Below are 22520 nucleotides of genomic sequence, written 5' to 3' on the forward strand. Positions count from 1 at the left end.
ATAATTCAGTGAAAGCAATTATCGTCGAAGATGAAATACCGGCTCAGGAAGAGCTGAGTTATCTGATTAATACGCACAGCAGCATCCAGGTCGAAGCGATATTTGACGACGGGCTGGACGTGCTTAAATATCTGCAATCGCATGAAGTGGATGCGATTTTTCTCGATATCAGCATTCCGTCGCTCGACGGCGTTTTGCTGGCGCAAAACATCAGTAAATTTGCCCATAAGCCTTATATCGTGTTCATCACTGCCTACAAAGAACACGCCGCCGAAGCTTTTGAAATTGAGGCTTTTGACTACATTCTCAAGCCTTATCATGAGTCGCGTATTGTCACCATGCTGCAAAAGCTGGAGTCACATTTTCGCCGTGATAAACAGGAGGGGAGCCAGCCAGTGACGGGCAGCGCTCAGCGGGTCAGTCACAGCATTAATCTGATCAAAGACGAGCGGATTATCGTCACTGATATCAACGATATCTATTACGCCGCCGCGCAGGAAAAGGTCACGCAGGTTTACACCCGCAAAGAAGAATTCACCATGCCGATGAACATCACTGAATTATGCAACCGCCTGCCGGAGGAGCATTTTTTCCGCTGCCATCGCTCTTATTGCGTGAATCTTTCAAAAATCCGCGAGATCGTGCCGTGGTTTAATAACACCTATATTTTGCGTCTGAGCGATTTGGATTTCGAAGTGCCGGTGAGCCGCAGCAAGGTGAAGGAATTCAGGCAGTTAATGCGGTTTTGACCTGGGGGTGGAACAGGATTTTCTTGCTTCTCCCCCTGCGAAGGGGGAGATTGGAAAGGAGTTTTAGATTGTCATACCCATGGACTGACGCAGGTAGGTACCCGCCCCTAACAACCCCGGCTGATCGTGTGTGATCAGGAATACCGGGATATCCATCAGGTAATCTTTGAAGCGGCCTTTGTCTTCAAACGCGGCGCGAAAACCGGACGCTTTGAAGAATTCGAGGAAACGCGGAACGATGCCACCGGCGATGTAAACGCCGCCAAATGTCCCCATGTTCAGCGCCAGGTTGCCGCCGAAACGCCCCATGATCACGCAGAACAGTGAAAGCGCACGGCGGCAATCGACGTTTTCATCCGACAGCGCCAGCTCAGTCACGTCTTTCGGTTTGAAGTTTTCCGGCACGCGTTTATCAGATTTCACAATGGCGCGGTAAAGATTCACCAGCCCCGGACCGGACAGAATACGCTCGGCGGAAACGTGTCCCATTTCTGTACGCAACTGCTCCAGAATAATGTCTTCTTCTTCGCTGTTCGGTGCGAAATCCACATGACCGCCTTCGCCCGGCAGGCTCAGCCACTGCTTGTTGGCGTGGATCAGATGCGCGACACCCAGCCCGGTACCGGCACCATAAATGACTGCCGGTTTTCCGTCCTGCGCTTTTTTCCCACCAAACTGCAATAAATCCTGTTCTTTGAGCATCGGGATTGCCATAGAGACGGCAGTGAAATCGTTGATCACTTCCAGATTTTGCAGCCCCAGACTTTTCTTCATTTCTGCAATGGAGAATGCCCAGGTGTGGTTAGTCATTGCCACCCAGTCGCCGGTGATCGGACAGGCAATGGCGATGCAGGCATCTTCAATCTCCTGGTTTTGCAGAGAGAGATACTCACGGACTGTGGCTTCGAGGCTGTCGTATTCCAGCCCGGAGAAAGTTTTCGCCTGCGAAATCTCGCCGCTGTCCAAAGCGCAAAGCGCCAGGCGGCAGTTGGTGCCCCCGACATCGCCCACCAGGGAGTATTTGGTCATGTTATTCTCCGCAAAAGTAAATTCGTTATACTGCGCACCCGCGCCATCAAAGCAGTGCTAAAGAGTACGCTGCCAGCCATCATGATGTAAGCTGTCATCATCCATTAAAACGACGGGTGAAACCCTGCCTGTGGGGCAAAGCTTACAGTTTCGTGTGGGCAAAATAGCGGTAATTGCTATACGCTGCAACGCAGTTTTGAACCCGCGCACATTTATGCGGCATGTTACGCACAATAATGTCGACAGCCAGCAAACAGACTTTGCCAGGATTCATCTAAACTATTAGGGCAAACAAAGCGTTAACGATAAATAAGGAAATTCTTGCATGTTTCATCCCCGCGCCAGAATTATGCTGGCTTTCGCCCTGCCCGCAGTCATTATCGGGGTGCTTTCCAGCCTGATTCTGGTCTTTGTCATGATGATTGCCGGTGCACTGCAAAACCTGCTGTGGGAACACATCCCCGCCGTTTTACAGGTGAATACCGAATCCGCTAGCTGGACGTTATTTATGCTGACGCTGACCGGCGTGGGTGTCGGCGCACTGATCAAGTATATGCCAGGCCACGCGGGTCCGGATCCCGCCACGGAATCGCTGATTGGCGCGCCAGTGGCGGTGAACGCTTTGCCGGGTCTGGCGCTGGCGCTGATGCTCGGGCTGGCGGGTGGCGTCAGTCTGGGGCCGGAGCATCCGGTCACGGTGATTAATATTGCGCTGGTCGCCTGGCTGGGCTCACGGCTGATGCCCAAAGTGCCGACGACTGACTGGGTGATCCTGGCGGCGGCCGGTACCATCGGCGCACTGTTTGGCACGCCGGTCGCTGCGGCGCTGATTTTCTCGCAAACGCTCGGCAATAATAAAGATGTCCAGTTGTGGGATCGCCTGTTTGCGCCTTTGCTTGCCGCAGGTGCCGGTGCGCTGACCACCGATCAGTTCTTCCAGCCGGATTTCTCACTCAGCATTCCGTCTTATGATTCGTCCAGACTGATCGACATTTTCAGCGGTTCCGTCGTGATACTTATCGCCATCGCGCTGGGGATGATCGCCGTGTGGCTGTTCCCGCATTTGCACCGGCTGTTCAATAAAATTCAGAACCCGATATTGCGCCTCGGCCTTGGCGGTTTTGTTCTGGGTTTACTGGCGCTGATCGGCGGAGAAATCACGCTGTTCAAAGGTCTCGATGAAATGAAAGAGCTGGCGCATTCCAATCAGCTGTTTGAGATGGGGCCGCTGCTGGCGATTACACTCACCAAACTCGCGGCGTTAGTGGTGGCAGCCGCCTGTGGTTTTCGTGGCGGACGCATTTTCCCGGCGGTCTTCGTCGGAGTCTCACTCGGCCTGATGCTGCATCAGTACGCGCCAGACGTGCCTGCGGCAGTGACGGTGTCCTGTGCGGTGATGGGGATGGTGCTGGTGGTGACGCGCGACGGCTGGCTGAGTCTGTTTATGGCCGCTGCCGTGGTACCGGGGCTAAAACTGCTGCCGTTGCTGTGCATCGTCATGCTGCCAGCCTGGCTGATGCTGGCCGGTAAGCCGCTGATGCTGGTTGCAAAACAGCGGCTGAACCGTCCAACATTGGAAGAAGATTAATCCTGTTTTAAAGCAAATTCCGCCGCCGCCAGCGCATGAATGGCGGTGGTGTCGAAGACCGGAACGCTCGCGTCTTCAGCACCGACCAGCAGGGTAATTTCGGTACAGCCGAGTATGATGCCTTCCACGCCCTGCTGTTCTAATTTGCCGATAATCCGGCGATATTCCTCGCGGGAATCATCCTTAATAATGCCCAGACACAGCTCTTCGTAAATGATGCGGTGAACAATCGCACGGTCGGCTTCATCCGGCGTCACCACGTCAATCTGATGCTTTTCCTGCAAACGTCCGCGATAGAAATCCTGTTCCATGGTGAAACGCGTGCCGAGCAGGCCAATTTTACGCAGCCCCTGCCCTTTGATTTTTTCTGCCGTCGCATCAGCGATATGCAACAGCGGCAGGCCGCCGATACGTTCGATATCGTCCGCCACTTTATGCATGGTGTTGGTACACACGACGATGACGTCAGCGCCTGCGCGCGCCAGTGAATTTGCGGCGTTACCGAGAATTTCACCCGCCTGCTGCCAGTCACCGGCCATTTGCAGCTTTTCGATTTCATAAAAATCGACGCTGTAGAGAAACAGTTTGGCCGAATGTAATCCGCCCAGTTGTTGTTTCACATGCTCATTGATCATGCGGTAATACGGCACGGTGGATCCCCAGCTCATGCCGCCAATCAGCCCTAATGTTTTCATCTTTATGCTCTGTATTTTCCGGATGCCAAAACCATAACCGACAAAAAGCCCGCGGACAAAGAAAATGTCGGCGGGCTTTTTTATCCAGCGTCAGGCGTTCCCAGTTAATGTTTCGCCGGGCAATCCTCTGCGGCCAGACGACGGTTCATCCAGCGCTGGCGCAGCGTGTCGTAAACCCAGTTGTACGCCACGGTATACGGCAGGAAGAACAGGAAGAACCCGATTTCCAGCATAAAGGCGTCCAGCAGGCCGATACCCAGCCACAGCGCGGCGATCGGCAGACCCATCAAGATGAATCCGCCTTCAAAGCCCAGCGCATGCGCCACGCGGATTTTAAATGTTCGCACCACGCGGGAAACCGGCCAGAATTTATCGAACAGGCTGTTATAAACGATGTTCCAGACCATCGCTGTCGTCGATAACATGATGGCCAGTGCGCCCATTTCCCAGACCGGTTTGTTCAGCGCCCAGGCTGCGGCGGGGGCTGAAATCAGTACCGCGAGGGTTTCAAAACCTACCGCATGAAAGATGCGCTCGCCGAACGTTTTCTGAGTGATATTTCGTGTTTGCTTAGACATAAAAACCTGCCTGATCCCTGATAGTTGTTACGTTAACTGCTACGTGACGGCTGTCACAGGCGGCCATTATCATCACTAAATGAGATAGGTAAAAGATAGAAAGTATCGATAAAATAGATAGATTGAACTCACAGGAAACCTTATGCGCTACTCCCCCGAAGCCCTGATAGCGTTTGTCGAAGCCGCCGATGCCGGATCGTTTTCGGCAGCGGCGCGAAAGCTGCGTAAAAGCCAGTCCACCGTCAGCACGGCCATCGCCAATCTGGAAGTGGATTTAGGCGTCACATTGTTTGACCGTCAGAGCCGCCATCCGGTACTGACGCCTGCCGGGCAGCGCGTGCTGAGTCACGTTCAGGCGATTCTGGCCGCCAGCGAACGGCTCGATGAACTGGCAGTACGGTTATCCACGCAGGTGGAAACCCGCCTGACGTTTGTGCTTTCAGATACCTATCAGCCGACTCATCATGAGGCGCTGCTGCGCCGTTTTGAGCGCCGGTATCCGGATATCGAATTTGAGTGTCAGATTGCCGAAGATCAGGACGTGATCGACCTGTTGCAGTCAGGCCGCGCGCACATCGGCATGGTGGAAGTGCAGGCGAGTTACCCGCCGGATATCGGCGTGGCGCGCCTGCCGGAACAAACCGATATGTCGATTTTTTACAGCCGCGAGCATCCGCTGGCAAAAATGACCCAGTTACAGCCGGAGCAATTGCACACATTCCGCCAGCTCTGTCTGCAACCTTACAGCCGCCGGGAAATGCCCCGGGCGCAGGGGCAAATCTGGTCAGCGCCCAGTTATCTGATGCTGCTGGAGATGGCGGAACAGGGATTTGGCTGGGCGACGCTGCCGCACTGGCTGGTGAAGCAGTTCGGACATGACAAACTGGTCAGCCTGCCGATGCGCGGCTGGCCGAAGCAGATTTCGGTGGATGCGGTGTGGAGTAAAAACAATCAGCCCGGTCCGGCGGGTTGCTGGTTCATCGACCAGCTGATGGAACCGCCGTCACCGGAAACCGATTTACTGCCCTGAGTTACGCTTTGCCAGTGATTTAGTCACTGAATTCAGCAGCTCAGGAATATCCATTTTCGGCAAAATCACTTCTATCCAGGCCATCTGCCTGCGGGCGGTGGCCTTTTCTATCGCATCTTTCAGTGCCCGCGGCGAATCAGCCCGTGCGCTGAACACTTCTTTTCCGCCAAACGCCGCCGGGAACTGCGTCCAGTTCCACTGCGCGATATCGTTGTAGCGCTGGGTTTCGCCGTGGATCGCCCGCTCGACGGTGTAGCCGTCATTATTAATCACAAAAATAATCGGCGGCAGACCGTAACGGATGGCGGCACCTAATCCCTGAAGGGTCAGCTGCGCAGATCCGTCGCCGATCAGCAGCACCACACGGCGATCTGGTACGGCAATCTGCACACCAAACGCCGCAGGCAGCGTGAAGCCAATCGAACCCCATAAAGGCTGGACAACGAACTGGCAATCTTGCGGCAAATTCAGCGCCGCCGCGCCGAAACAGGCGGTGCCCTGCTCGGCAACCAGCACGTCGCCCGGCTGCAGGAAATCCTGGATCTGCTGCCAGAAGGCATATTGTCCGAGACTGGTGTCGTGCGACAAAGGCAAGGCGTTGCGTTTAACAGCGTACGGCGTGGAGCCACAGCCCAGTTCGGCGGTAAGGCGGTGCATCACACTCACCGTTTTTTCGAGCGGCAGCTGATGGAAAATCTGGTCACCCACACGGGCAAAAAAAGGCTGGAGGTCGATGCATTTTCCCGTCGGAAGCTGCTGGGTAAAACCGGCGGTGATCGTATCGGTGAATTTCACGCCGACCGTGATCACTACATCCGCCCCTTCAATCGCCTCTTTGGTGGACGGTGCACTGGCGGCGCCCGAGTAGGTCCCGGCGAAATTCGCCTGCTGCTCGTTGAATAAGCCTTTGCCCATCAGCAACGTGGAGTGCGCCAGTGGCACTTCTTCCATCCATTGTTCCAGCGCCTTTTTGGCTTTGAAACGGTCTGCCAGAAAATCTGCCAGTAACGAAACACGGTTTGCGCCACGCAGCTGTTTTTCAGCAGCAGTAACAAAAGCTTCGAGAGAAGAAGCCGAGAAAGGCGGCTGCCGCGCAGGCAACGGATGCGCCCGGGTGCTGACCGGCAGCGCGGCGACGTCGCTGGGCAGTAACAGATAACCCGGACGCGAGGTGTACATCACCTCTTCTATTACACGGTCGATTTCAGTCAGCGCATTTTCCGGCGTCAGGGAAGCCTGCGCTGTGCTGACCGGTTCTGACATCCGCATAAAGTGGCAAAATTCGCCATCGCCCAGCGTGTGATGCAGCAACTCGCCTTTGCGCTGTGACGCCAGCGCCGGTGCGCCGACAATATGCACCACCGGCACATACTCCGCGTAGCTGCCGGCAATGCCGTTCAGCGCACTCAGCTCGCCGACGCCAAAGGTGGTCAGCAACGCCGCAATGCCTTTGGTGCGCGCATAGCCGTCCGCGCCATAAGCTGCATTTAATTCATTGGTGCAGCCAATCCAGGTGATTTGCTGATGATTAATCACGCTGTCGAGGAATTTCAGATTGTAATCACCCGGTACGCCAAACAGTTCGGAGATCCCGCTAAACGATAAGCGGTCTAAGAGATAGTCACCTACGGTATAGATATTATCCATGACGATCCTCTGTTAAATAATAAAGAAACAGTTAATCCCACCAGATTAAGTATTACTCCAATCCGGGGAATAGGATATTTATTATTCGAATCAGGAGGTGGAAACGCAGTGTTACAGCCCTGCTCTGAGATAACGCAGGGTATCGGTCTCAGTAATTCAGGTAATACGCAGACAGAATAGTCACGGGAATCAACGGCCATGAACTTAAGGATTGTTCCGGATGTGATCTGAATAGCTGGAAATGCTTGTGAAAGCGCATACACTAAAACCGCTTTTCTATGACATTTATAACCTTCTGTTCACTCCTGAATTTATTATAAGGACTCACATGGTGTATCAAGCCAGTCCAACCCGTTACGAAAATATGGAATACCGTCGCTGCAGCCAGAGCGGTTTGAAACTGCCCGTCGTTTCCCTCGGCCTGTGGCATAACTTCGGCGATAACGCCCATTTTGAGAATGGCCGGACACTGATCCGCCATGCTTTTGACCACGGGATCACCCATTTCGACCTCGCCAATAACTATGGCCCGCCTCCGGGATCTGCGGAACAACATTTTGGCCGCATCCTGCAGGAAGATTTACTGCCTTATCGCGATGAGCTGATTATCTCTTCCAAAGCCGGGTACACCATGTGGGACGGTCCTTACGGTGACTGGGGTTCGAAAAAATATCTGGTCGCCAGCCTGAACCAGAGCCTGAAACGTATGGGCCTCGAGTATGTGGATATTTTCTACCATCACCGTCCGGATCCCGATACGCCACTGGAAGAAACCATGGCCGCACTGGATTTGATCGTGCGCCAGGGCAAAGCGTTGTACGTCGGTTTGTCTAACTATCCGGCCGATCGCGCCAAAAAAGCGTTTGAGATTTTGCAGCAGCTCGGCACACCGTGTCTTATCCATCAGCCGAAATATTCCATGTTTGAGCGCTGGGTTGAGGCGGATCTGCTGGATACGCTGGCGGATAATGGCGTGGGCTCCATCGCCTTCTCGCCACTGGCGGGCGGTGTACTGACTGACCGCTATCTGGCGGGTATTCCGCAAGATTCGCGTGCCGCCAGCGGCAGTAAGTTCCTGACCACCGATCAACTGACCGAAGAAAAGCTGGAGAAAGTGCGTAAGCTCAATGAGATTGCTCAGGCGCGCGGACAGAAGCTTTCACAGATGGCGCTGGCGTGGGTGTTGCGCGGTGACCGCGTGACCTCCGTGCTGATTGGTGCCAGTAAAACCAGCCAGATTGATGATGCTGTAGGCATGATTGCCAACCGCCAGTTCAGCGCAGAAGAGCTGGCAGCGATCGAAGGTATTTTAGTGTAAACGCTTACCTGACTGAGTAAAAAACGCGCCTTTATGGAGGAACCGTAAGGTATCCGTTAAGGCGCGTAAATCATTCAAAACAGGATTGTAAGCAATAGAATGATGCCCCTCTTCCGCTTATAACTGTCAGCATAATTTATAAGAAGTTATAAGAGGCTCAGGAGGCACTTATGCTAAAGCCAATATTACTGGGAACGTTGTTGTTCGCCCTGCTCCCCGCTGCGGCACCTGCCGTGCAGGCCAGCAGCTTCAGCCTGAATACTCCGGGTCTGTCTATCAATATCGGTGACCGTGATAACCGGGGTTATTACTGGGACGGCTACGACTGGCGTAACCCGGGCTGGTGGAATAGCTATCGTGGCCATCATTATGGTTATCGTGGTCCGCGTGGTCACTACTGGGATGGTTACCGCTGGCGCGATCAGGGCTGGTGGGATCAACGTCATCCACCGCGTCGCCCGATGCCACCGCCGCCACGTTATTATCATGGCGATCACGGGCGTGGGCATTATGACCATGGCCGCGGACAGGACCGCAATCACGGACATGACCGGGGTCATGGCCACGATGATCACCATGGCGGTCATGGGGATCATCACCACTAAATACCGGCATAACACCAATGAAAACGGGACAGCGCAAACTGTCCCGTTTTTTTTCCATCCGCGTTAACGCTGCGTTATTTCAGCATGCCGATCAGCAGATAAAGATTCAGGCTGACGACAATCAGCACAATCAGCCGCCCCGCCCACTGTACTGTTTTGGTGTTGACCATATCGCCCATCAGGCTGCGGTTGCCGGTAAAGGCCAGCAGCGGTAACAGCGCCAGCGCAATCCCGAAGCTCAGCAATACCTGACTCATCACCAGAATACGCGTCGCATCTAATCCCATCAGAATCACAATAAATGACGGCATCATGGTGACGGTACGGCGCACCCACAGCGGAATATAGAATTTCACAAAGCCCTGCATGACCACCTGTCCGGCCAGCGTGCCGACAACGGTCGAAGATAAACCGGCAGCCACCAGGCTCAGACCAAAAGTAGTGGCGGCTGCGTGACCGAGCAACGGTTGCAGGGTGAGATAGGCTTCATCGAGTTCGCTTATTCCGCTGTGTCCGCTGAAATGGAAGGCTGCGGCAGCTGTCGCCATCATCGCCAGATTCACGAAACCGGCAATGGTCATGGCGATGCCAACATCGAGCTTAGTGGCTGAATAACGCTGGGCTTTTGACGCTTTGCCGCCCCGCTGAGTCAGCGAAGAGTGCAGATAAATGACGTGCGGCATGATAGTCGCACCGAGCACACCGGCAGCCAGATAGACAGAATCTGCGGTCGGCAGTGACGGGATCAACATCCCTTTACCCAGCGCCACCATGCTTGGCTGCGAGAAGAATAATTCCACGATATAAGCCGCTGCGACAAACAGCAGCAGCCCGGCAATCACCAGTTCCAGAGGTTTTTGCCCGCGTTTTTGCAGCCCGAGAATAATAAAGGTGGCGATACCGGTCAGCACCGCGCCCTGCAGCAGGGAAACCCCGAGCAGTAATTTGAAGCCGATCGCCGCACCGATAAATTCAGCGAGATCGGTGGCCATCGCGATGATTTCCGCCTGCACCCAGTAAGCCCAGACGGCAGGACGCGGGAAACGATCGCGGATATGTTCGGCGAGATTTTTGCTGGTGGCGATACCGAGTTTGGCTGAAAGCAATTGGATCAGCATCGCCATGATGTTTGCCCAGACCACCACCCACAGCAACTGGTAGCCATAGGAAGCACCGGCCTGAATGTTTGTCGCAAAGTTGCCCGGATCGATATAACCGATGGCGGCAATGAAAGCTGGCCCCATCAGTGAAAGTTTCATCTTTCTGGCGGCGCGGCCTGTAGATTCGGCCCGGCTGTTGAGCATATTCTGTTAACCCTTACTATTGTTACGCTTACATCAATCATAGCTAACTGATAATGATTATCAAGTGCATTTGGAAAGATCTGAGTGATGGCTCTGATAGGCAGTAGCAGTAAGCGGCAAGGTGATAACTGAGAGGTTATTCGCTGGTCAGGCTTTTAAAAGCAAACGCAGCGCACTTTCCAAAAACAGACATTAACTGGCCACATTTAGAACGCATTACGGCACATCGTAAAATTAGCACAAGAAAGCCAATTGCGCTTAGTTTTCTTAACATCTTGATTTTTTGTGTGATGGCCGACGATTTGTTGCAATTCGTGTCTGTAATTTCTATATTTGCAATCGACTTCACGTTTTAAATGTACGCGTTACATAAAATGTCCGTCGAAATATAGCCTGCCTCTAATTTGGAGCACCCATGTCCCGAATATTGCACTTTGTATTAGCGTTGGCCGTTGTCGCTGCACTCGCTTTACTGGTGAGCCGTGATCGGAAGAATATCCGTTTACGTTTCATTGTTCAGCTCTTGGTCATCGAAGTCTTATTAGCCTATTTCTTCCTGAATTCTTCTATAGGTTTAGGTTTTGTGAAAGGCTTTTCAGACTTGTTTGAGAAATTATTAGGATTCGCTGCGGAAGGGACCGGCTTCGTATTTGGAGGCATGAGCGATAAAGGATTAGCGTTCTTCTTCTTGAAAGTCTTGTGTCCGATCGTGTTTATCTCTGCACTGATCGGTATTTTACAGCACATTCGCGTACTGCCTTTCGTCATCCGTATCATCGGTACGGTTCTGTCGAAAATTAATGGCATGGGAAAACTGGAATCTTTCAACGCCATCAGCTCCCTGATTTTAGGTCAGTCAGAAAACTTTATCGCGTATAAAGATATTCTGAGCAAAATGTCTGAAAAACGCATGTACACCATGGCAGCCACAGCGATGTCGACGGTTTCAATGTCGATTGTGGGTGCGTACATGACCATGCTGGAACCACGCTTCGTTGTTGCTGCGCTGGTGCTCAACATGTTCAGTACCTTCATCGTACTGTCGTTGATCAACCCTTATAAAGTTGATTCAGAAGAAGACCTGCAAATCGGTAACACGCACCAGGGTCAGAGCTTCTTTGAAATGCTGGGTGAATACATCCTGGCCGGTTTCAAAGTGGCTATCATCGTTGCAGCCATGTTGATTGGTTTCATCGCACTGATTTCCTGCCTGAATGCGTTGTTCGACGTGGTATTCGGTATTAGCTTCCAGGGCGTGCTCGGTTATGTCTTCTATCCATTCGCATGGATGATGGGCGTACCAAGTCATGAAGCCTTGCAAGTCGGCAGCATCATGGCAACCAAACTGGTTTCCAATGAATTCGTTGCCATGCTGGATCTGCAGAAAGTCGCGACCGAACTGTCACCACGCGGCGTGGGCATCTTGTCCGTGTTCCTGGTGTCTTTCGCAAACTTCTCTTCTATCGGTATCGTTGCCGGCGCTATCAAAGGCCTGAACGAGCACCAGGGCAACGTGGTTTCACGCTTCGGCCTGAAACTGCTGTACGGCTCAACGCTGGTCAGCGTGTTGTCTGCTTCTATCGCGGGTCTGGTACTGGCGTAAGTAAGCACACTTCAGAACGACAAAGAAACCCGCTTCGGCGGGTTTTTTTATCGCGGTAACCGGGGAAGACGAAAAGGTGAGATGACAAACCGCAGAAAGCAAAAAACCCGCCGAAGCGGGTTTCTTTAATATTTGGTGGAGATAAGCGGGATCGAACCGCTGACCTCTTGCATGCCATGCAAGCGCTCTCCCAGCTGAGCTATACCCCCACACGAGGTCGTACACATTTACTTTTTGTTTCCCCTGGTAAGGAAACAGCCAACTTACTCTGGAAAGGAAGTTGGTGGAGATAAGCGGGATCGAACCGCTGACCTCTTGCATGCCATGCAAGCGCTCTCCCAGCTGAGCTATACCCCCACACGAGGTCGTACACATTTACTTTTTGTTTCCCCTGGTAAGGAAACAGCCAACTTACTCTGGAAAGGAAGTTGGTGGAGATAAGCGGGATCGAACCGCTGACCTCTTGCATGCCATGCAAGCGCTCTCCCAGCTGAGCTATACCCCCAATTCATGCCCGTAAAAACGAGTGAACGGGGCGCATAATATGAAACGTCGCTACCCCTGTCAACGGCTAAATCCGTTTCTCAATTCAAGCGCTGAAAAAGCCGCCAAATACCCCATTTTGCAGGGAAAAAACGGCTGCCCTGACGGAAATTTTTGGTGTGATGCATTGTTTTACAATTTGCCCGCCAGCCCGCATTTTTCCTAGCTTTCTGATCTCGCTACGCATTTCCTTAACATCTATGTCCGAATGATTAATGGAATGTTAGCAGACTATGAAAATCGTCTTGTTTTGAGATAATTCTCAGAATAGACTGCTCGCGCAATAATCATAACTTACTACTTCGAGCAATCTCATGTCCTTGTATTCACCTAAAGAAATCGCATCCATCGCTGTCACGGCGGGCGTTAATAAAAGCCATGCTTCCGTGTTGAATTTGTTAATTTTGGGCTTCCTGGCTGGCGCGTTCATCGCCACCGGGTTCCTGCTGGATTTGCACGTAATAGGGACGTTACCTGCATCCTGGGGATCATTTAGCAACTTACTGGGCGCGGCTGTCTTCCCGGTTGGTATTATTCTGACCGTTTTAGCAGGGGGAGAGCTGCTGACCGGTAACATGATGACCTTACCTATCGCCTGGTTCGCACGTCAGATAAGCCTTTACGCTGTTTTGCGTAACTGGTTCTGGGTGACCCTCGCTAACCTGCTGGGCAGCCTGGCAGTGGCCTATTTCTTCGGCCACGTTCTGGGGCTGACAGAAGGCGCCTTCCTGAGCAAAACCGTGGCAACTGCTACTGCGAAAGTGAACGCTGATTTCATGCACGCGTTTATTTCCGGTATCGGCTGTAACTGGCTGGTCTGTCTGGCTATCTGGCTGGCCTTCGCCAGTAAAGAAGTCGGCGGCAAAGTGATTGGTATGTGGTTTCCGGTCATGGCGTTCGTGGCAATCGGCTTCCAGCACGTTGTGGCGAATATGTTCATCGTGCCCGCGGCAATCTTTGCCGGTGCGCTGAGCTGGTCTCAGTACTTCCCGAACTTCGTGGCCGTATTTCTCGGTAACGCCGTGGGCGGCGCTGGTTTCGTGGGGCTGATGTACTTCCTCGCCTACCGTCCGACTATTGAAACGCCTGCGACTGAACAACGTTAATTAAGACGATTTCACGCTTACGTTGACGAAAAGCGTTTCGCAGAAAGCAAAAAAGCCAGCCGGTTTCCCGCGCTGGCTTTTTTATCGCTATTTAACGGCGATTACTGCGCTTGTGTTTCACGCTCAGCGATAAAGGCTAACGCCATATCGATACGCGCCAGTACGCGGCTCTGACCGATAGCATGAACGGTGACGTCCACGCCCGGAGACTGACCCGCACCTGTCACAGCGACACGCAGTGGCATACCGACTTTACCCATCCCGACTTCCAGCTCATCCGCCGTGCCCTGAATGGCATGATGAATGTTTTCTGCTGTCCAGTCAGTGATGGCAGCGAGTTTGGCGCGAACCACTTCCAGCGGCTGACGTGCAACCGGACGTAAGTGTTTCTTCGCCGCATCAGCATCAAACTCTGCAAAATCTTCGTAGAAATAGCGGCAGGACTCCGCCATCTCTTTCAGCGTTTTGCAGCGCTCGCCCAGCAGGGTCACGATTTCAAACAGCTGCGGACCGTTACGGGTTTCGATCCCGGCCTGCTCCACATGCCACAACAGATGCGTCGCTACATACTGCGGATCCATCGTATTGATGTAGTGATGGTTCAGCCATTGCAGTTTTTCAGTGTTGAACGCACTGGCAGATTTGCTGACGTTCTCCAGTGAGAACAGCGCTTTCATTTCGTCGCGGCTGAAAATTTCCTGATCGCCATGAGACCAACCCAGACGCACCAGATAGTTCAGCAGCGCTTCCGGCAGATAACCGTCGTCACGGTATTGCATTACGCCGACCGCACCATGACGTTTAGACAGTTTTTTGCCGTCGTCGCCCAGAATCATGGAAACGTGCGCGTAAACCGGTACCGGTGCGCCCAGCGCTTTCAGGATGTTGATCTGACGCGGAGTGTTGTTGATATGGTCTTCGCCACGGATCACGTGGGAGATTTCCATATCCCAGTCATCGACGACCACACAGAAGTTATAGGTCGGGGAACCGTCGGTACGGCGGATAATCAGATCATCAAGTTCATCATTGCTAAATTCGATAGGACCACGGATCTGGTCGTCAAAGATAACAGACCCTTCCTGCGGGTTACGAAAACGCACCACACACGGCTCATCCGCAGCGTGATGTTCGTGGCTGTCGCGGCAGCGGCCGTCATAACGAGGCTTCTCGTTATTTGCCATTTGTTCTTCACGCAGTGCTTCCAGACGTTCTTTAGAGCAATAGCATTTATACGCAGTGCCGTTTTCCAGCATCTCATCAATAACTGCATTGTAGCGGTCAAAACGTTTGGTCTGGAAATACGGGCCTTCATCCCAGTCCAGATTCAGCCAGTTCATGCCATCCATAATCGCGTCGATGGCTTCCTGAGTGGAGCGCTCGAGATCGGTATCTTCGATACGCAGCACAAACTCGCCGCCCAGGTTGCGGGCAAAGAGCCAGGAATAAAGCGCGGTACGGGCGCCACCGACATGCAGATAGCCGGTCGGGCTTGGGGCAAAACGGGTTTTGATTTTCATCTGGGTGCAACCTTAATAACGCAACGCCGGAAAACGTCGCTATCAATTAACAAAAAGTGGCTGACATTCTACCACTCTGCCCTGATTCCTCAACGCTGATACAGAGGCAGTCGCGTTGTTTAAGGCCATGAATGCGTAAAGAATCGACTACGCGGGCGAGAAACGCGTCATGTTGTCTAAAAATAAGCCGAACGATCATTTTTGTTTTTAAAAAGCGTTGACGTAATTTCAAGTATCCCTATAATGCGACTCCATCACGACGGGGGCGATTAGCTCAGTTGGTAGAGCATCTCCTTTACACGGAGGGGGTCGGCGGTTCGAGCCCGTCATCGCCCACCACTCTTTAAGAGTGCCGCGTTGTGATAAGTAGGAAGAATTGAGAAATGGGCGATTAGCTCAGTTGGTAGAGCATCTCCTTTACACGGAGGGGGTCGGCGGTTCGAGCCCGTCATCGCCCACCATTTCTCAGCGAGTTTCTTCTTACATGGGGAAGTACCCAGAAGTGGGCGATTAGCTCAGTTGGTAGAGCATCTCCTTTACACGGAGGGGGTCGGCGGTTCGAACCCGTCATCGCCCACCACTTCTGCGGGCCGTTAGCTCAGTTGGTAGAGCAGTTGACTTTTAATCAATTGGTCGCTGGTTCGAATCCAGCACGGCCCACCAATTCAGAGAAAAGCGCCTTTAGGCGCTTTTTTCGTTTCTGTGCTCCGGAACTTTAACCGTGATGGAGGCGAACCAGCTGCTGGTTCGAGCCGAGCGTAGCGAGACGACAACGCGCCAGCGTTGCCCGAAGGGTGAGGCCGCAGGCCGAATCAATCCAGCACGGCCCACCACTCTTTATTTATAAAGAAGAGAGAAAAGCGCCTTTAGGCGCTTTTTTCGTTTCTGTACTCCGGTAATTCTTTCCCCTTCCCCTTACTCCAGCTTAAACATCGGCAAGACTTTATTGTGCAGCGCTGGGTTATCACTCTCATCCTTCAGATTCACCCCCGACAATTTCCGCTGGAACGATTGTTCGAGCAGCCATGCCAGTTTGAAAGCTGCCTGCGGATAGTTCAGCCCTTCAGGGCGCACATTGGAAATACAATTTCGTTCTGATTCCAGCCTTTTGGTGTGCGGCCCCCAGGTCATATAAATCCCTAAACTGTCAGGCGATGACAATCCCGGGCGCTCGCCGATCAGAATCGCCACGGCTCTGGCTTTCATCGCCTGCGCAATATCATCGCCCAGCGCCACCCTCGACTGATGCGCCAACACCACCGGCCCTAATTTCAGCTCCAGCGTGCGCAGATACGGCAATAGCGCGGCAATCAGCGGCACAGCCTGCTGGTGTACGGCTTTCGATGACAGACCGTCGGCAATCACCAGTACCACGTCGGCAGGCTCCGCCGTCAGCCGTTGTAATGCGTGACGGCTGCTATCTGACAATTTGCGTCCGAGATCTGGCCGGCACAGATAAGTTGCTCTGTCCGGTGCCGCGCTGGCGACGTTCAGGGTTTCCAGCCCGAGCGCAAAAAGTTCTGGTTCCAGCGACTGACTGTCAAAAGGCTGATGTACCGCATCACGCGCCTGCGCATGTGCTAAACCGAAGCGTAACAACTCATCTGTTGGCAAACTCGACCCGGTGCGACCCAGCGCGATACGCGCGGCGGTAAACTGACGCAGCGTCTCCCACGGATTGTTATGCACCAGCGGCGATAATCCCTGCTCTTCTTTTTTATTCATCAGCGCAGACCTCAGCTCAGTTGCGGCAACTGGCGCAGTAACGGATGGGACGCCCGGGTATCCTGCAAAGCGCCCTGCGGATCGATGATTTTCATTTTCTCCAGCCAGACGGCAAATTCCGGTGCATGTTTCAGCCCGAGTAATTCGCGGATGTACAACGCATCATGGAAAGAGGTGCTCTGATAATTGAGCATGATGTCATCTGCGCCCGGTACGCCAATCAGGAAGGTCAGCCCGGCTGTGCCGAGCAGGGTCAGCAAAGTGTCCATATCATCCTGATCGGCTTCGGCGTGGTTGGTGTAACAAACATCACAGCCCAGCGGCACGCCAAGCAGTTTGCCGCAGAAATGATCTTCCAGTCCGGCGCGGATGATTTGTTTACCGTCATAGAGATATTCCGGCCCGATAAAGCCGACCACGGTATTAATCAGCAACGGCGAAAAATGACGGGCGATGGCGTAAGCACGCGCCTCGCAGGTTTGCTGGTCGACCCCGAAATGCGCATTGGCAGATAAACAACTGCCCTGCCCGGTTTCAAAATACATTACGTTATCGCCAAGCGTCCCGCGTTTCAGGCTGAGCGCTGCCTGTTGCGCTTCCGCCAGCAGCGCCAGATTAATACCAAAACCGCTGTTCGCCGCTTCCGTTCCCGCAATCGACTGAAACACCAGATCCACCGGCGCGCCACGTTCCACCAGCTTGATGGTGTTGGTGACATGCGTCAGCACGCAGGACTGCGTGGGAATTTCAAAGCGCGTGATAATGTCATCGAGCATGTAATTGAGATTTTCCAGCAGCGGTAAACTGTCGCTGGCCGGATTAATGCCGATTACCGCATCGCCGGAGCCATACAGCAAACCATCGAGCATACTGGCGGCAATGCCCTGTAAATTATCGGTGGGATGGTTCGGTTGCAGACGCACGCTCATATGACCCGGCAGCCCGATGGTATTGCGGAATTGCGTGATCACCCGGCATTTTTTCGCCACTAGGATCAAGTCCTGATTGCGCATAAGCTTACTGACCGCCGCCGCCATTTCCGGTGTGATCCCACGGGCGACCGCCGCCAGTACGTGACTGTCGGTTTTTTCACTCAGCAACCAGTCACGAAAATCCCCGACGGTAAGATGGGAAATCGTGGCAAACGCCGCGACATCATGAGTATCAACAATCAGGCGCGTGACTTCATCGTCTTCATACGGCACCAGCAGTTGCTGCAAAAAGGTTTTGAGCGGCACAACGGCCAGCGCCATTTTCGCCGCCATACGTTCTTCTGCACTGGCGGCGGCCACTTCAGCCAGATAGTCGCCCGACCGCGCGGGCGACGCCTTTGCCATCAGTTCGCGTAAATCCGCAAACTGATAGCTACGGTGACGTAATGTCGTCTGAAACATAACACTCCTCAGCTCGCCGGATTACTTACCACTTTTCGCGGATACCGGGCGCAGGCCACGTAATTGCGGATCTTCCGCCGCATCTGTCCGCGCCTGATGGGTGATGCGATACCACGCATAAGCCAGCAACATCATGGCGGCGAAGATCAAAAACAGTAAGGTGTTGTAGTACATCATAGCTATCAGGCAGACCACCGCCAGCACCAGCGCCAGTGCAGGCGCAAAAGGATAGAGTGGCGCACGGAATGGACGGATTAAGTTCGGTTCACTACGGCGCAATTTGAACAAAGATGTACATCACTATCGCACCGAACACCGACATGGTGACGATATTCGCCGTCAGCGGTTGCCCGCCGATCACGAACAGTGAATCCGAGAAAATCGCTGCAATGCCGCCCCCCCGACGGCAATGCCCCAGAGTTTAAAACTGCCCAGCGTACGTTTTAAAACGGGTGTGACTTTTGTGGTTTGCATAGATGATCCCCTGCCCGGTGATAATGTAATGTTGTCAGGCAGGCTGTTGCAAAGGCTGTACCACTTAAGAAACCCAGAGTCGTTGCGCCCCGGCGCGACTTCCGCACGTGATTTGCTTCATTTTGGCGCGTTGCGTACAAGACACGCGCCCGAAACGGTGCGTTGTCAAAACTTCACAAAATGACGCTACAATCCGGGTATCACAAAAAGGGAGAACTGCACGTGATCAACCGGGAACAGCAAATCATTACCTGGCTCAGGGAAGAACCGTTGCACATGCGGGCGCTGCTACAGGCCAGCCCGCTGGGGCTGAACGATGCCTGGCTGGCGGCGGGATTTGTCCGCAATCTGGTCTGGGACCGGCTGCACGGGTATGAAAATGCCACACCGCTTAACGATATCGACGTGGTGTATTTCAATCCTGAGGATTGTTCTGTTGCTAAGGATGAACACTACGAGCAGCTTCTGCTGGAGAAATCCCCTGATTTTCCATGGTCGGTAAAAAATCAGGCGCGTATGCATGAGCGCCACGGACACGCGCCTTATGTTTCCAGCGCGCAGGCCATGAGTCATTGGGTTGAGGTGGAAACGGCCATCGGCGCAAGAATAAATGCCGCCGGACAGATTGAACTGAACGCCCCGCTCGGGCTGGATGCACTGTTTACCTTCACCATTACACCCAACCCGCGCCATGCGATTGCGGCCGTTTTTGCTGAGCGAGTCAGCAGTAAGGGCTGGCTGGCACGCTGGCCGAAGCTGCGGGTGCAGGTACCAATTGAAAGAAAATCGTTAAGTCTGTAAGGAATATGAAAAGTCAGTAAAGCCCCGCTGAACGCCGCCGATACCTGTTAAGCACCCTTACGTGCAAAAAATTTGATCCCTAAAAAGTGAGGCTTTTATGACGACTATCAGCGCCGCCAGCAGTTCGGTGAGCACGGCGTCCACCAGCGATGCCAGCGGTTCCAGCCAGATTGCTCAGTTGACCAAACAGATTGCCAAACTGACTGAACAGGTAAAAAACCTGAGCAGCTCAGGCGGAAGCTCCGACGATGTTCAGCAGCAACAGGAACTTCTGCAACAGCAAATCGAACTGCTTCAACAGCAGATTGCGCAAATTGAACAGCAGCAGGCTCAGCAGGCACTTCAGCAGCAGCAAAAACAACAAGCCGCTGCCGATACGAAGAAAGAAGAAGGCGTGAATAAACCGACCGATACCAACGCCATCGACATTTACGTGTAATCGCATATATGTAATTGCAGAGAATGCCTGAACAGCCGGCAAGACGTCAGGATCCGAACACGCCCTGCTGGCTGCGTTTTTCACTCAACAAATTCGCCTGCTCTTTCACCACCTGCCAGATAGCCTGCGCGGCGGGAGATAATGAGCGGTTTTTGCGTTTCGCCAGCATCAGCACCCGGTTGATTTCCGGCACCAGCGGTTTGATCACCAGCCTGCTCCCCTGCGGCATCGGCAGCGCCAGCGCGGGCAGAACGCTGATCCCAATCCCTGCTTCCACCATCGGAAATAACGTGGCCGGATGGCCAATCTCCTGAGCGATTTCCGCTTTCACTTTTTGCGCTTTCAGCGCGCCGTCGATCAGCATCCGGCTTCCGGAGGCATAATCCTGTAAGACCAGTTTACAGCCATTGAGTGCCTGCCATTCCACGACAGGCTGCGCGGCAAAAGGATGGTCTTCGCGACACAGCAGCAGAAAAGGCTCATGCAGGACCGGCTCACAATCCAGATCGGTGCTTTCACCGGGATCGATAACAATCCCGAAATCCACCTCTGCATTTCTCACGCTGCTGAGCACCAGTTGCTGAGCCTGGTCGCGCAGTAACACGCGGATATCGGGATATTGCAGCGCACCGCTGGCAATACATTGCGGCATGAGTTGCGCAGAAATGGTCTGGCTGGAGGCAATACGCACACGGCCATTGTGCTGCGTGCCGAAACTGCGCGTATCGAGCAGCATCGCATGCAGCTCATCAAGCAGCGGTTCGACACGGTTAGCCAGCCGCAGACCGGCGTCCGTCAGCGCGACTTCACGGGTGGTTCGGTCCAGCAATCGCACGCCCATTTCGGCTTCCAGCTCTTTCATGCTGTGGCTGACTGCCGACTGACTCAGACCAATGGCTTCACCCGCCCGGCTGAAGCTGCCGTAGTGTGAAACCGCTACAAATACGCGAAGTTGCCTGAGTGAATAATTCATGAATTTTCTGCATTAATGGATTAAATAAATCAATTTTTTAATTGTACCGCAAAGGCAGAGAATAGCCGCATTGAGAAACAACTATTCGAGACCTGTTATGCGCTTCTTACCCGATCGCTTTACCCTGACACTCATCGCCGTCGTCCTGCTGGCCACCTTCTTTCCGGCCAGCGGCATTTTTGTGGCTTTCTTCAACAACCTGACTATTTTCGCCATCGGCCTGCTGTTTTTCATGCACGGTGCCAAGCTTTCCCGTGAAGCGATTTTTCAGGGCAGTAATAACTGGCGGCTGCATTTGTGGGTGATGTTCAGCACCTTCATTCTGTTCCCGATCCTCGGCCTGCTGTTCCAGTGGTGGCATCCGGTGGATGTCAGCCCGCAGATTTACAGCGGCTTTGTCTATCTGTGTATTTTGCCTGCTACCGTGCAGTCGGCCATTGCGTTCACTTCTCTGGCGGGCGGGAACGTGGCGGCAGCGGTGTGCAGCGCGTCGGCGTCCAGCCTGCTGGGGATATTTGTGTCGCCGCTGCTGGTCAGTTTGCTGATGCACGTTCAGGGTGAAACCGGCAACGGTCTGGCGCAGGTCGGGCATATCGTGCTGCAGCTGTTGGTTCCATTTATCGCCGGACATCTGTTACGTCCGGTGATCGGCGGTTTTGTAGAGCGTCACCGCAAAATGATTGGCAAAACCGACCAGACATCGATTCTGCTGGTGGTCTATTCCGCTTTCAGCGAAGCGGTCACGCAAGGGATCTGGCATCAGGTGGGCATCGGCTCGCTGCTGTTTATCGTGGTAAGCAGTCTGGTCTTGCTGGCCTTTATTCTGGTGATTAACACTTATATGGCGCGCTGGATGGGCTTTAGCAAACCGGACGAAATCACCATTGTGTTCTGCGGCTCGAAGAAAAGCCTGGCGAACGGCATCCCTATGGCCAACATTCTGTTCCCGGTCAGCGCGATTGGCATGATGGTGCTGCCGCTGATGATTTTCCATCAGGTGCAGCTGATGACCTGCGCGGTGCTGGCGAAACGCTATCGGAGAAAACAACAGGAAGCGGCGCTCGGGCAGGCGCCGGTGACTGAATAAGATTGGCAGAAAGACCCAAAGAATAAAGGCGCTGATATCAGCGCCTTTGTTTTATTCAAGGATAACGTTTACTCGTCGGTACCGCCCAGTCCGGGGCCGTTGCGGCGCAGCGGATTGATCAGACTCTGCAACCCTTCGCTTTTAATCGCCAGCGTCAGCTGCATCAGTTCACCCAGTTTTCCCTGCGGAAACTCATCCTTGCGGGCAAACCACAGCAAATATTCTTCCGGCAAGTCGATCAGTACACGTCCGGCATATTTACCGAACGGCATCACCACATTGGCAATCTGGATCAGATCTTCTTTTTCCATA

At 53.4% G+C, this 22520-nt stretch carries 20 protein-coding genes, 7 tRNA genes, 1 other RNA gene and 1 pseudogene; 15 read left to right on the top strand and 14 right to left on the bottom strand.

Annotated elements, in window-relative coordinates; genetic code table 11:
- Nucleotides 1–8 precede the first annotated feature (8 nt).
- Nucleotides 9–749 (top strand): LytR/AlgR family response regulator transcription factor, encoded by a 741-nt coding sequence (locus D6C13_RS07770; protein ID WP_120132213.1) that lies wholly within the window; start codon nucleotides 9–11, stop codon nucleotides 747–749.
- A gap of 63 nt (nucleotides 750–812) precedes the next feature.
- Here D6C13_RS07770 and glk read toward each other — a convergent pair whose 3' ends face one another.
- A complete protein-coding gene (gene glk, locus D6C13_RS07775) occupies nucleotides 813–1778 on the bottom strand; it encodes a glucokinase (RefSeq protein WP_120132214.1) in 966 nt (321 codons plus the stop codon).
- 325 nt (nucleotides 1779–2103) lie between these two features.
- On the opposite strand from glk, the gene D6C13_RS07780 reads away from it, so the two are divergent.
- A complete protein-coding gene (locus D6C13_RS07780; protein ID WP_120132215.1) occupies nucleotides 2104–3366 on the top strand; it encodes an ion channel protein in 1263 nt (420 codons plus the stop codon).
- Here the strand turns inward: D6C13_RS07780 and D6C13_RS07785 are convergent.
- Nucleotides 3363–4061: an aspartate/glutamate racemase family protein gene (locus D6C13_RS07785; protein WP_120132216.1), complete on the bottom strand. Its 699-nt coding sequence runs from the start codon at nucleotides 4059–4061 to the stop codon at nucleotides 3363–3365. The genes D6C13_RS07780 and D6C13_RS07785 overlap by 4 nt on opposite strands.
- A gap of 104 nt (nucleotides 4062–4165) precedes the next feature.
- Nucleotides 4166–4639: a multidrug/biocide efflux PACE transporter gene (locus D6C13_RS07790; protein ID WP_120132217.1), complete on the bottom strand. Its 474-nt coding sequence runs from the start codon at nucleotides 4637–4639 to the stop codon at nucleotides 4166–4168.
- 142 nt (nucleotides 4640–4781) lie between these two features.
- Here D6C13_RS07790 and D6C13_RS07795 point away from each other — a divergent pair, with 142 nt between their 5' ends.
- Nucleotides 4782–5669: a LysR family transcriptional regulator gene (locus D6C13_RS07795; RefSeq protein WP_120132218.1), complete on the top strand. Its 888-nt coding sequence runs from the start codon at nucleotides 4782–4784 to the stop codon at nucleotides 5667–5669.
- Here the strand turns inward: D6C13_RS07795 and D6C13_RS07800 are convergent.
- The gene (locus tag D6C13_RS07800; protein ID WP_120132219.1) at nucleotides 5658–7316 is read right to left on the bottom strand and encodes an alpha-keto acid decarboxylase family protein; all 1659 of its coding nucleotides are present in this window, start codon (nucleotides 7314–7316) and stop codon (nucleotides 5658–5660) included. The two genes, D6C13_RS07795 and D6C13_RS07800, sit on opposite strands and share 12 nt — an antisense overlap.
- Nucleotides 7317–7644: 328 nt before the next feature.
- Between D6C13_RS07800 and mgrA the strand changes: the two genes are divergently transcribed.
- The gene (mgrA, locus tag D6C13_RS07805) at nucleotides 7645–8634 is read left to right on the top strand and encodes an L-glyceraldehyde 3-phosphate reductase (RefSeq protein ID WP_120132220.1); all 990 of its coding nucleotides are present in this window, start codon (nucleotides 7645–7647) and stop codon (nucleotides 8632–8634) included.
- Nucleotides 8635–8804: 170 nt separating this feature from the next.
- A complete protein-coding gene (locus D6C13_RS07810) occupies nucleotides 8805–9239 on the top strand; it encodes a DUF2502 domain-containing protein (protein WP_120132221.1) in 435 nt (144 codons plus the stop codon).
- Nucleotides 9240–9313: 74 nt separating this feature from the next.
- Here the strand turns inward: D6C13_RS07810 and D6C13_RS07815 are convergent, their stop codons facing one another.
- The gene (locus D6C13_RS07815; RefSeq protein WP_120132222.1) at nucleotides 9314–10543 is read right to left on the bottom strand and encodes an Nramp family divalent metal transporter; all 1230 of its coding nucleotides are present in this window, start codon (nucleotides 10541–10543) and stop codon (nucleotides 9314–9316) included.
- Nucleotides 10544–10958: 415 nt separating this feature from the next.
- Here D6C13_RS07815 and D6C13_RS07820 point away from each other — a divergent pair, with 415 nt between their 5' ends.
- Entirely contained in the window at nucleotides 10959–12146 is a 1188-nt protein-coding gene (locus D6C13_RS07820; protein WP_112290733.1) for a NupC/NupG family nucleoside CNT transporter, read from the top strand.
- Nucleotides 12147–12279: 133 nt separating this feature from the next.
- On the opposite strand, the gene D6C13_RS07825 is transcribed toward D6C13_RS07820, so the two are convergent.
- The 3 genes from D6C13_RS07825 to D6C13_RS07835 all read right to left on the bottom strand — a co-directional run bounded on the left by D6C13_RS07825 (nucleotide 12280) and on the right by D6C13_RS07835 (nucleotide 12651).
- Nucleotides 12280–12355: transfer RNA gene (locus D6C13_RS07825), tRNA-Ala, on the bottom strand.
- A gap of 72 nt (nucleotides 12356–12427) precedes the next feature.
- Nucleotides 12428–12503: transfer RNA gene (locus D6C13_RS07830), tRNA-Ala, on the bottom strand.
- A 72-nt stretch (nucleotides 12504–12575) separates the two neighbouring features.
- Nucleotides 12576–12651 (bottom strand) — tRNA-Ala (locus D6C13_RS07835).
- Between the two features lie 352 nt (nucleotides 12652–13003).
- Here D6C13_RS07835 and D6C13_RS07845 point away from each other — a divergent pair.
- Entirely contained in the window at nucleotides 13004–13795 is a 792-nt protein-coding gene (locus tag D6C13_RS07845) for a formate/nitrite transporter family protein (RefSeq protein WP_120132223.1), read from the top strand.
- Nucleotides 13796–13896: 101 nt separating this feature from the next.
- Here D6C13_RS07845 and gltX read toward each other — a convergent pair whose 3' ends face one another.
- Nucleotides 13897–15315 carry a glutamate--tRNA ligase gene (gene gltX, locus D6C13_RS07850; RefSeq protein ID WP_120132224.1) on the bottom strand — a complete coding sequence of 473 codons (1419 nt, stop codon included), beginning with the start codon at nucleotides 15313–15315 and terminating at the stop codon, nucleotides 13897–13899.
- A 263-nt stretch (nucleotides 15316–15578) separates the two neighbouring features.
- Here gltX and D6C13_RS07855 point away from each other — a divergent pair.
- The 5 genes from D6C13_RS07855 (at nucleotide 15579) to D6C13_RS07875 (ending at nucleotide 16148) form a co-directional block, all read left to right on the top strand.
- Nucleotides 15579–15654, top strand: a tRNA-Val gene (locus tag D6C13_RS07855).
- A 46-nt stretch (nucleotides 15655–15700) separates the two neighbouring features.
- A tRNA-Val gene (locus D6C13_RS07860) sits at nucleotides 15701–15776 on the top strand.
- Between the two features lie 43 nt (nucleotides 15777–15819).
- Nucleotides 15820–15895 (top strand) — tRNA-Val (locus D6C13_RS07865).
- Nucleotides 15896–15902: 7 nt separating this feature from the next.
- Nucleotides 15903–15978, top strand: a tRNA-Lys gene (locus D6C13_RS07870).
- Nucleotides 15979–16022: 44 nt separating this feature from the next.
- Nucleotides 16023–16148, top strand: a non-coding RNA gene (locus D6C13_RS07875) — RtT sRNA.
- Nucleotides 16149–16230: 82 nt separating this feature from the next.
- On the opposite strand, the gene eutC is transcribed toward D6C13_RS07875, so the two are convergent.
- The 3 genes and pseudogenes from eutC to D6C13_RS07890 all read right to left on the bottom strand — a co-directional run.
- Nucleotides 16231–17040 (bottom strand): ethanolamine ammonia-lyase subunit EutC, encoded by an 810-nt coding sequence (gene eutC / locus D6C13_RS07880; protein WP_120132225.1) that lies wholly within the window; start codon nucleotides 17038–17040, stop codon nucleotides 16231–16233.
- An 11-nt stretch (nucleotides 17041–17051) separates the two neighbouring features.
- Nucleotides 17052–18434 (bottom strand): ethanolamine ammonia-lyase subunit EutB, encoded by a 1383-nt coding sequence (locus D6C13_RS07885; RefSeq protein ID WP_120132226.1) that lies wholly within the window; start codon nucleotides 18432–18434, stop codon nucleotides 17052–17054.
- Between the two features lie 21 nt (nucleotides 18435–18455).
- Nucleotides 18456–18828 (bottom strand): annotated as a pseudogene (locus D6C13_RS07890) (ethanolamine permease); the annotation flags it as partial.
- A 260-nt stretch (nucleotides 18829–19088) separates the two neighbouring features.
- On the opposite strand from D6C13_RS07890, the gene D6C13_RS07895 reads away from it, so the two are divergent.
- Nucleotides 19089–19709, top strand: coding sequence for a nucleotidyltransferase family protein (locus tag D6C13_RS07895; protein WP_425272701.1), 621 nt, complete (start codon nucleotides 19089–19091; stop codon nucleotides 19707–19709).
- Nucleotides 19710–19806: 97 nt separating this feature from the next.
- Nucleotides 19807–20148 (top strand): FlxA-like family protein, encoded by a 342-nt coding sequence (locus tag D6C13_RS07900; protein WP_120132228.1) that lies wholly within the window; start codon nucleotides 19807–19809, stop codon nucleotides 20146–20148.
- A 46-nt stretch (nucleotides 20149–20194) separates the two neighbouring features.
- Here the strand turns inward: D6C13_RS07900 and D6C13_RS07905 are convergent, their stop codons facing one another.
- Nucleotides 20195–21121 carry a LysR family transcriptional regulator gene (locus D6C13_RS07905; protein ID WP_120132229.1) on the bottom strand — a complete coding sequence of 309 codons (927 nt, stop codon included), beginning with the start codon at nucleotides 21119–21121 and terminating at the stop codon, nucleotides 20195–20197.
- A gap of 97 nt (nucleotides 21122–21218) precedes the next feature.
- Between D6C13_RS07905 and D6C13_RS07910 the strand changes: the two genes are divergently transcribed.
- Nucleotides 21219–22208, top strand: coding sequence for a bile acid:sodium symporter family protein (locus D6C13_RS07910; protein WP_120132230.1), 990 nt, complete (start codon nucleotides 21219–21221; stop codon nucleotides 22206–22208).
- A 68-nt stretch (nucleotides 22209–22276) separates the two neighbouring features.
- Here D6C13_RS07910 and D6C13_RS07915 read toward each other — a convergent pair whose 3' ends face one another.
- Nucleotides 22277–22519, bottom strand: a complete 243-nt coding sequence (locus tag D6C13_RS07915) for a DUF3820 family protein (protein ID WP_120132231.1) — start codon at nucleotides 22517–22519, stop codon at nucleotides 22277–22279.
- Between the last annotated feature and the right edge of the window lies 1 nt (nucleotide 22520).

This window comes from Rahnella woolbedingensis (assembly GCF_003602095.1).
Taxonomy (GTDB): Bacteria; Pseudomonadota; Gammaproteobacteria; order Enterobacterales; family Enterobacteriaceae; genus Rahnella; species Rahnella woolbedingensis.

What these genes read in the sequence shown, in the direction of transcription:
- glk (WP_120132214.1), bottom strand. Translation starts at nt 1,778, where the DNA reads ATGACCAAATACTCCCTGGTGGGCGATGTCGGGGGCACCAACTGCCGC.
- D6C13_RS07780 (WP_120132215.1), top strand. Translation starts at nt 2,104, where the DNA reads ATGTTTCATCCCCGCGCCAGAATTATGCTGGCTTTCGCCCTGCCCGCA.
- D6C13_RS07785 (WP_120132216.1), bottom strand. Translation starts at nt 4,061, where the DNA reads ATGAAAACATTAGGGCTGATTGGCGGCATGAGCTGGGGATCCACCGTG.
- D6C13_RS07790 (WP_120132217.1), bottom strand. Translation starts at nt 4,639, where the DNA reads ATGTCTAAGCAAACACGAAATATCACTCAGAAAACGTTCGGCGAGCGC.
- D6C13_RS07795 (WP_120132218.1), top strand. Translation starts at nt 4,782, where the DNA reads ATGCGCTACTCCCCCGAAGCCCTGATAGCGTTTGTCGAAGCCGCCGAT.
- D6C13_RS07800 (WP_120132219.1), bottom strand. Translation starts at nt 7,316, where the DNA reads ATGGATAATATCTATACCGTAGGTGACTATCTCTTAGACCGCTTATCG.
- mgrA (WP_120132220.1), top strand. Translation starts at nt 7,645, where the DNA reads ATGGTGTATCAAGCCAGTCCAACCCGTTACGAAAATATGGAATACCGT.
- D6C13_RS07810 (WP_120132221.1), top strand. Translation starts at nt 8,805, where the DNA reads ATGCTAAAGCCAATATTACTGGGAACGTTGTTGTTCGCCCTGCTCCCC.
- D6C13_RS07815 (WP_120132222.1), bottom strand. Translation starts at nt 10,543, where the DNA reads ATGCTCAACAGCCGGGCCGAATCTACAGGCCGCGCCGCCAGAAAGATG.
- D6C13_RS07820 (WP_112290733.1), top strand. Translation starts at nt 10,959, where the DNA reads ATGTCCCGAATATTGCACTTTGTATTAGCGTTGGCCGTTGTCGCTGCA.
- D6C13_RS07845 (WP_120132223.1), top strand. Translation starts at nt 13,004, where the DNA reads ATGTCCTTGTATTCACCTAAAGAAATCGCATCCATCGCTGTCACGGCG.
- gltX (WP_120132224.1), bottom strand. Translation starts at nt 15,315, where the DNA reads ATGAAAATCAAAACCCGTTTTGCCCCAAGCCCGACCGGCTATCTGCAT.
- eutC (WP_120132225.1), bottom strand. Translation starts at nt 17,040, where the DNA reads ATGAATAAAAAAGAAGAGCAGGGATTATCGCCGCTGGTGCATAACAAT.
- D6C13_RS07885 (WP_120132226.1), bottom strand. Translation starts at nt 18,434, where the DNA reads ATGTTTCAGACGACATTACGTCACCGTAGCTATCAGTTTGCGGATTTA.
- D6C13_RS07895 (WP_425272701.1), top strand. Translation starts at nt 19,089, where the DNA reads ATGACGCTACAATCCGGGTATCACAAAAAGGGAGAACTGCACGTGATC.
- D6C13_RS07900 (WP_120132228.1), top strand. Translation starts at nt 19,807, where the DNA reads ATGACGACTATCAGCGCCGCCAGCAGTTCGGTGAGCACGGCGTCCACC.
- D6C13_RS07905 (WP_120132229.1), bottom strand. Translation starts at nt 21,121, where the DNA reads ATGAATTATTCACTCAGGCAACTTCGCGTATTTGTAGCGGTTTCACAC.
- D6C13_RS07910 (WP_120132230.1), top strand. Translation starts at nt 21,219, where the DNA reads ATGCGCTTCTTACCCGATCGCTTTACCCTGACACTCATCGCCGTCGTC.
- D6C13_RS07915 (WP_120132231.1), bottom strand. Translation starts at nt 22,519, where the DNA reads ATGGAAAAAGAAGATCTGATCCAGATTGCCAATGTGGTGATGCCGTTC.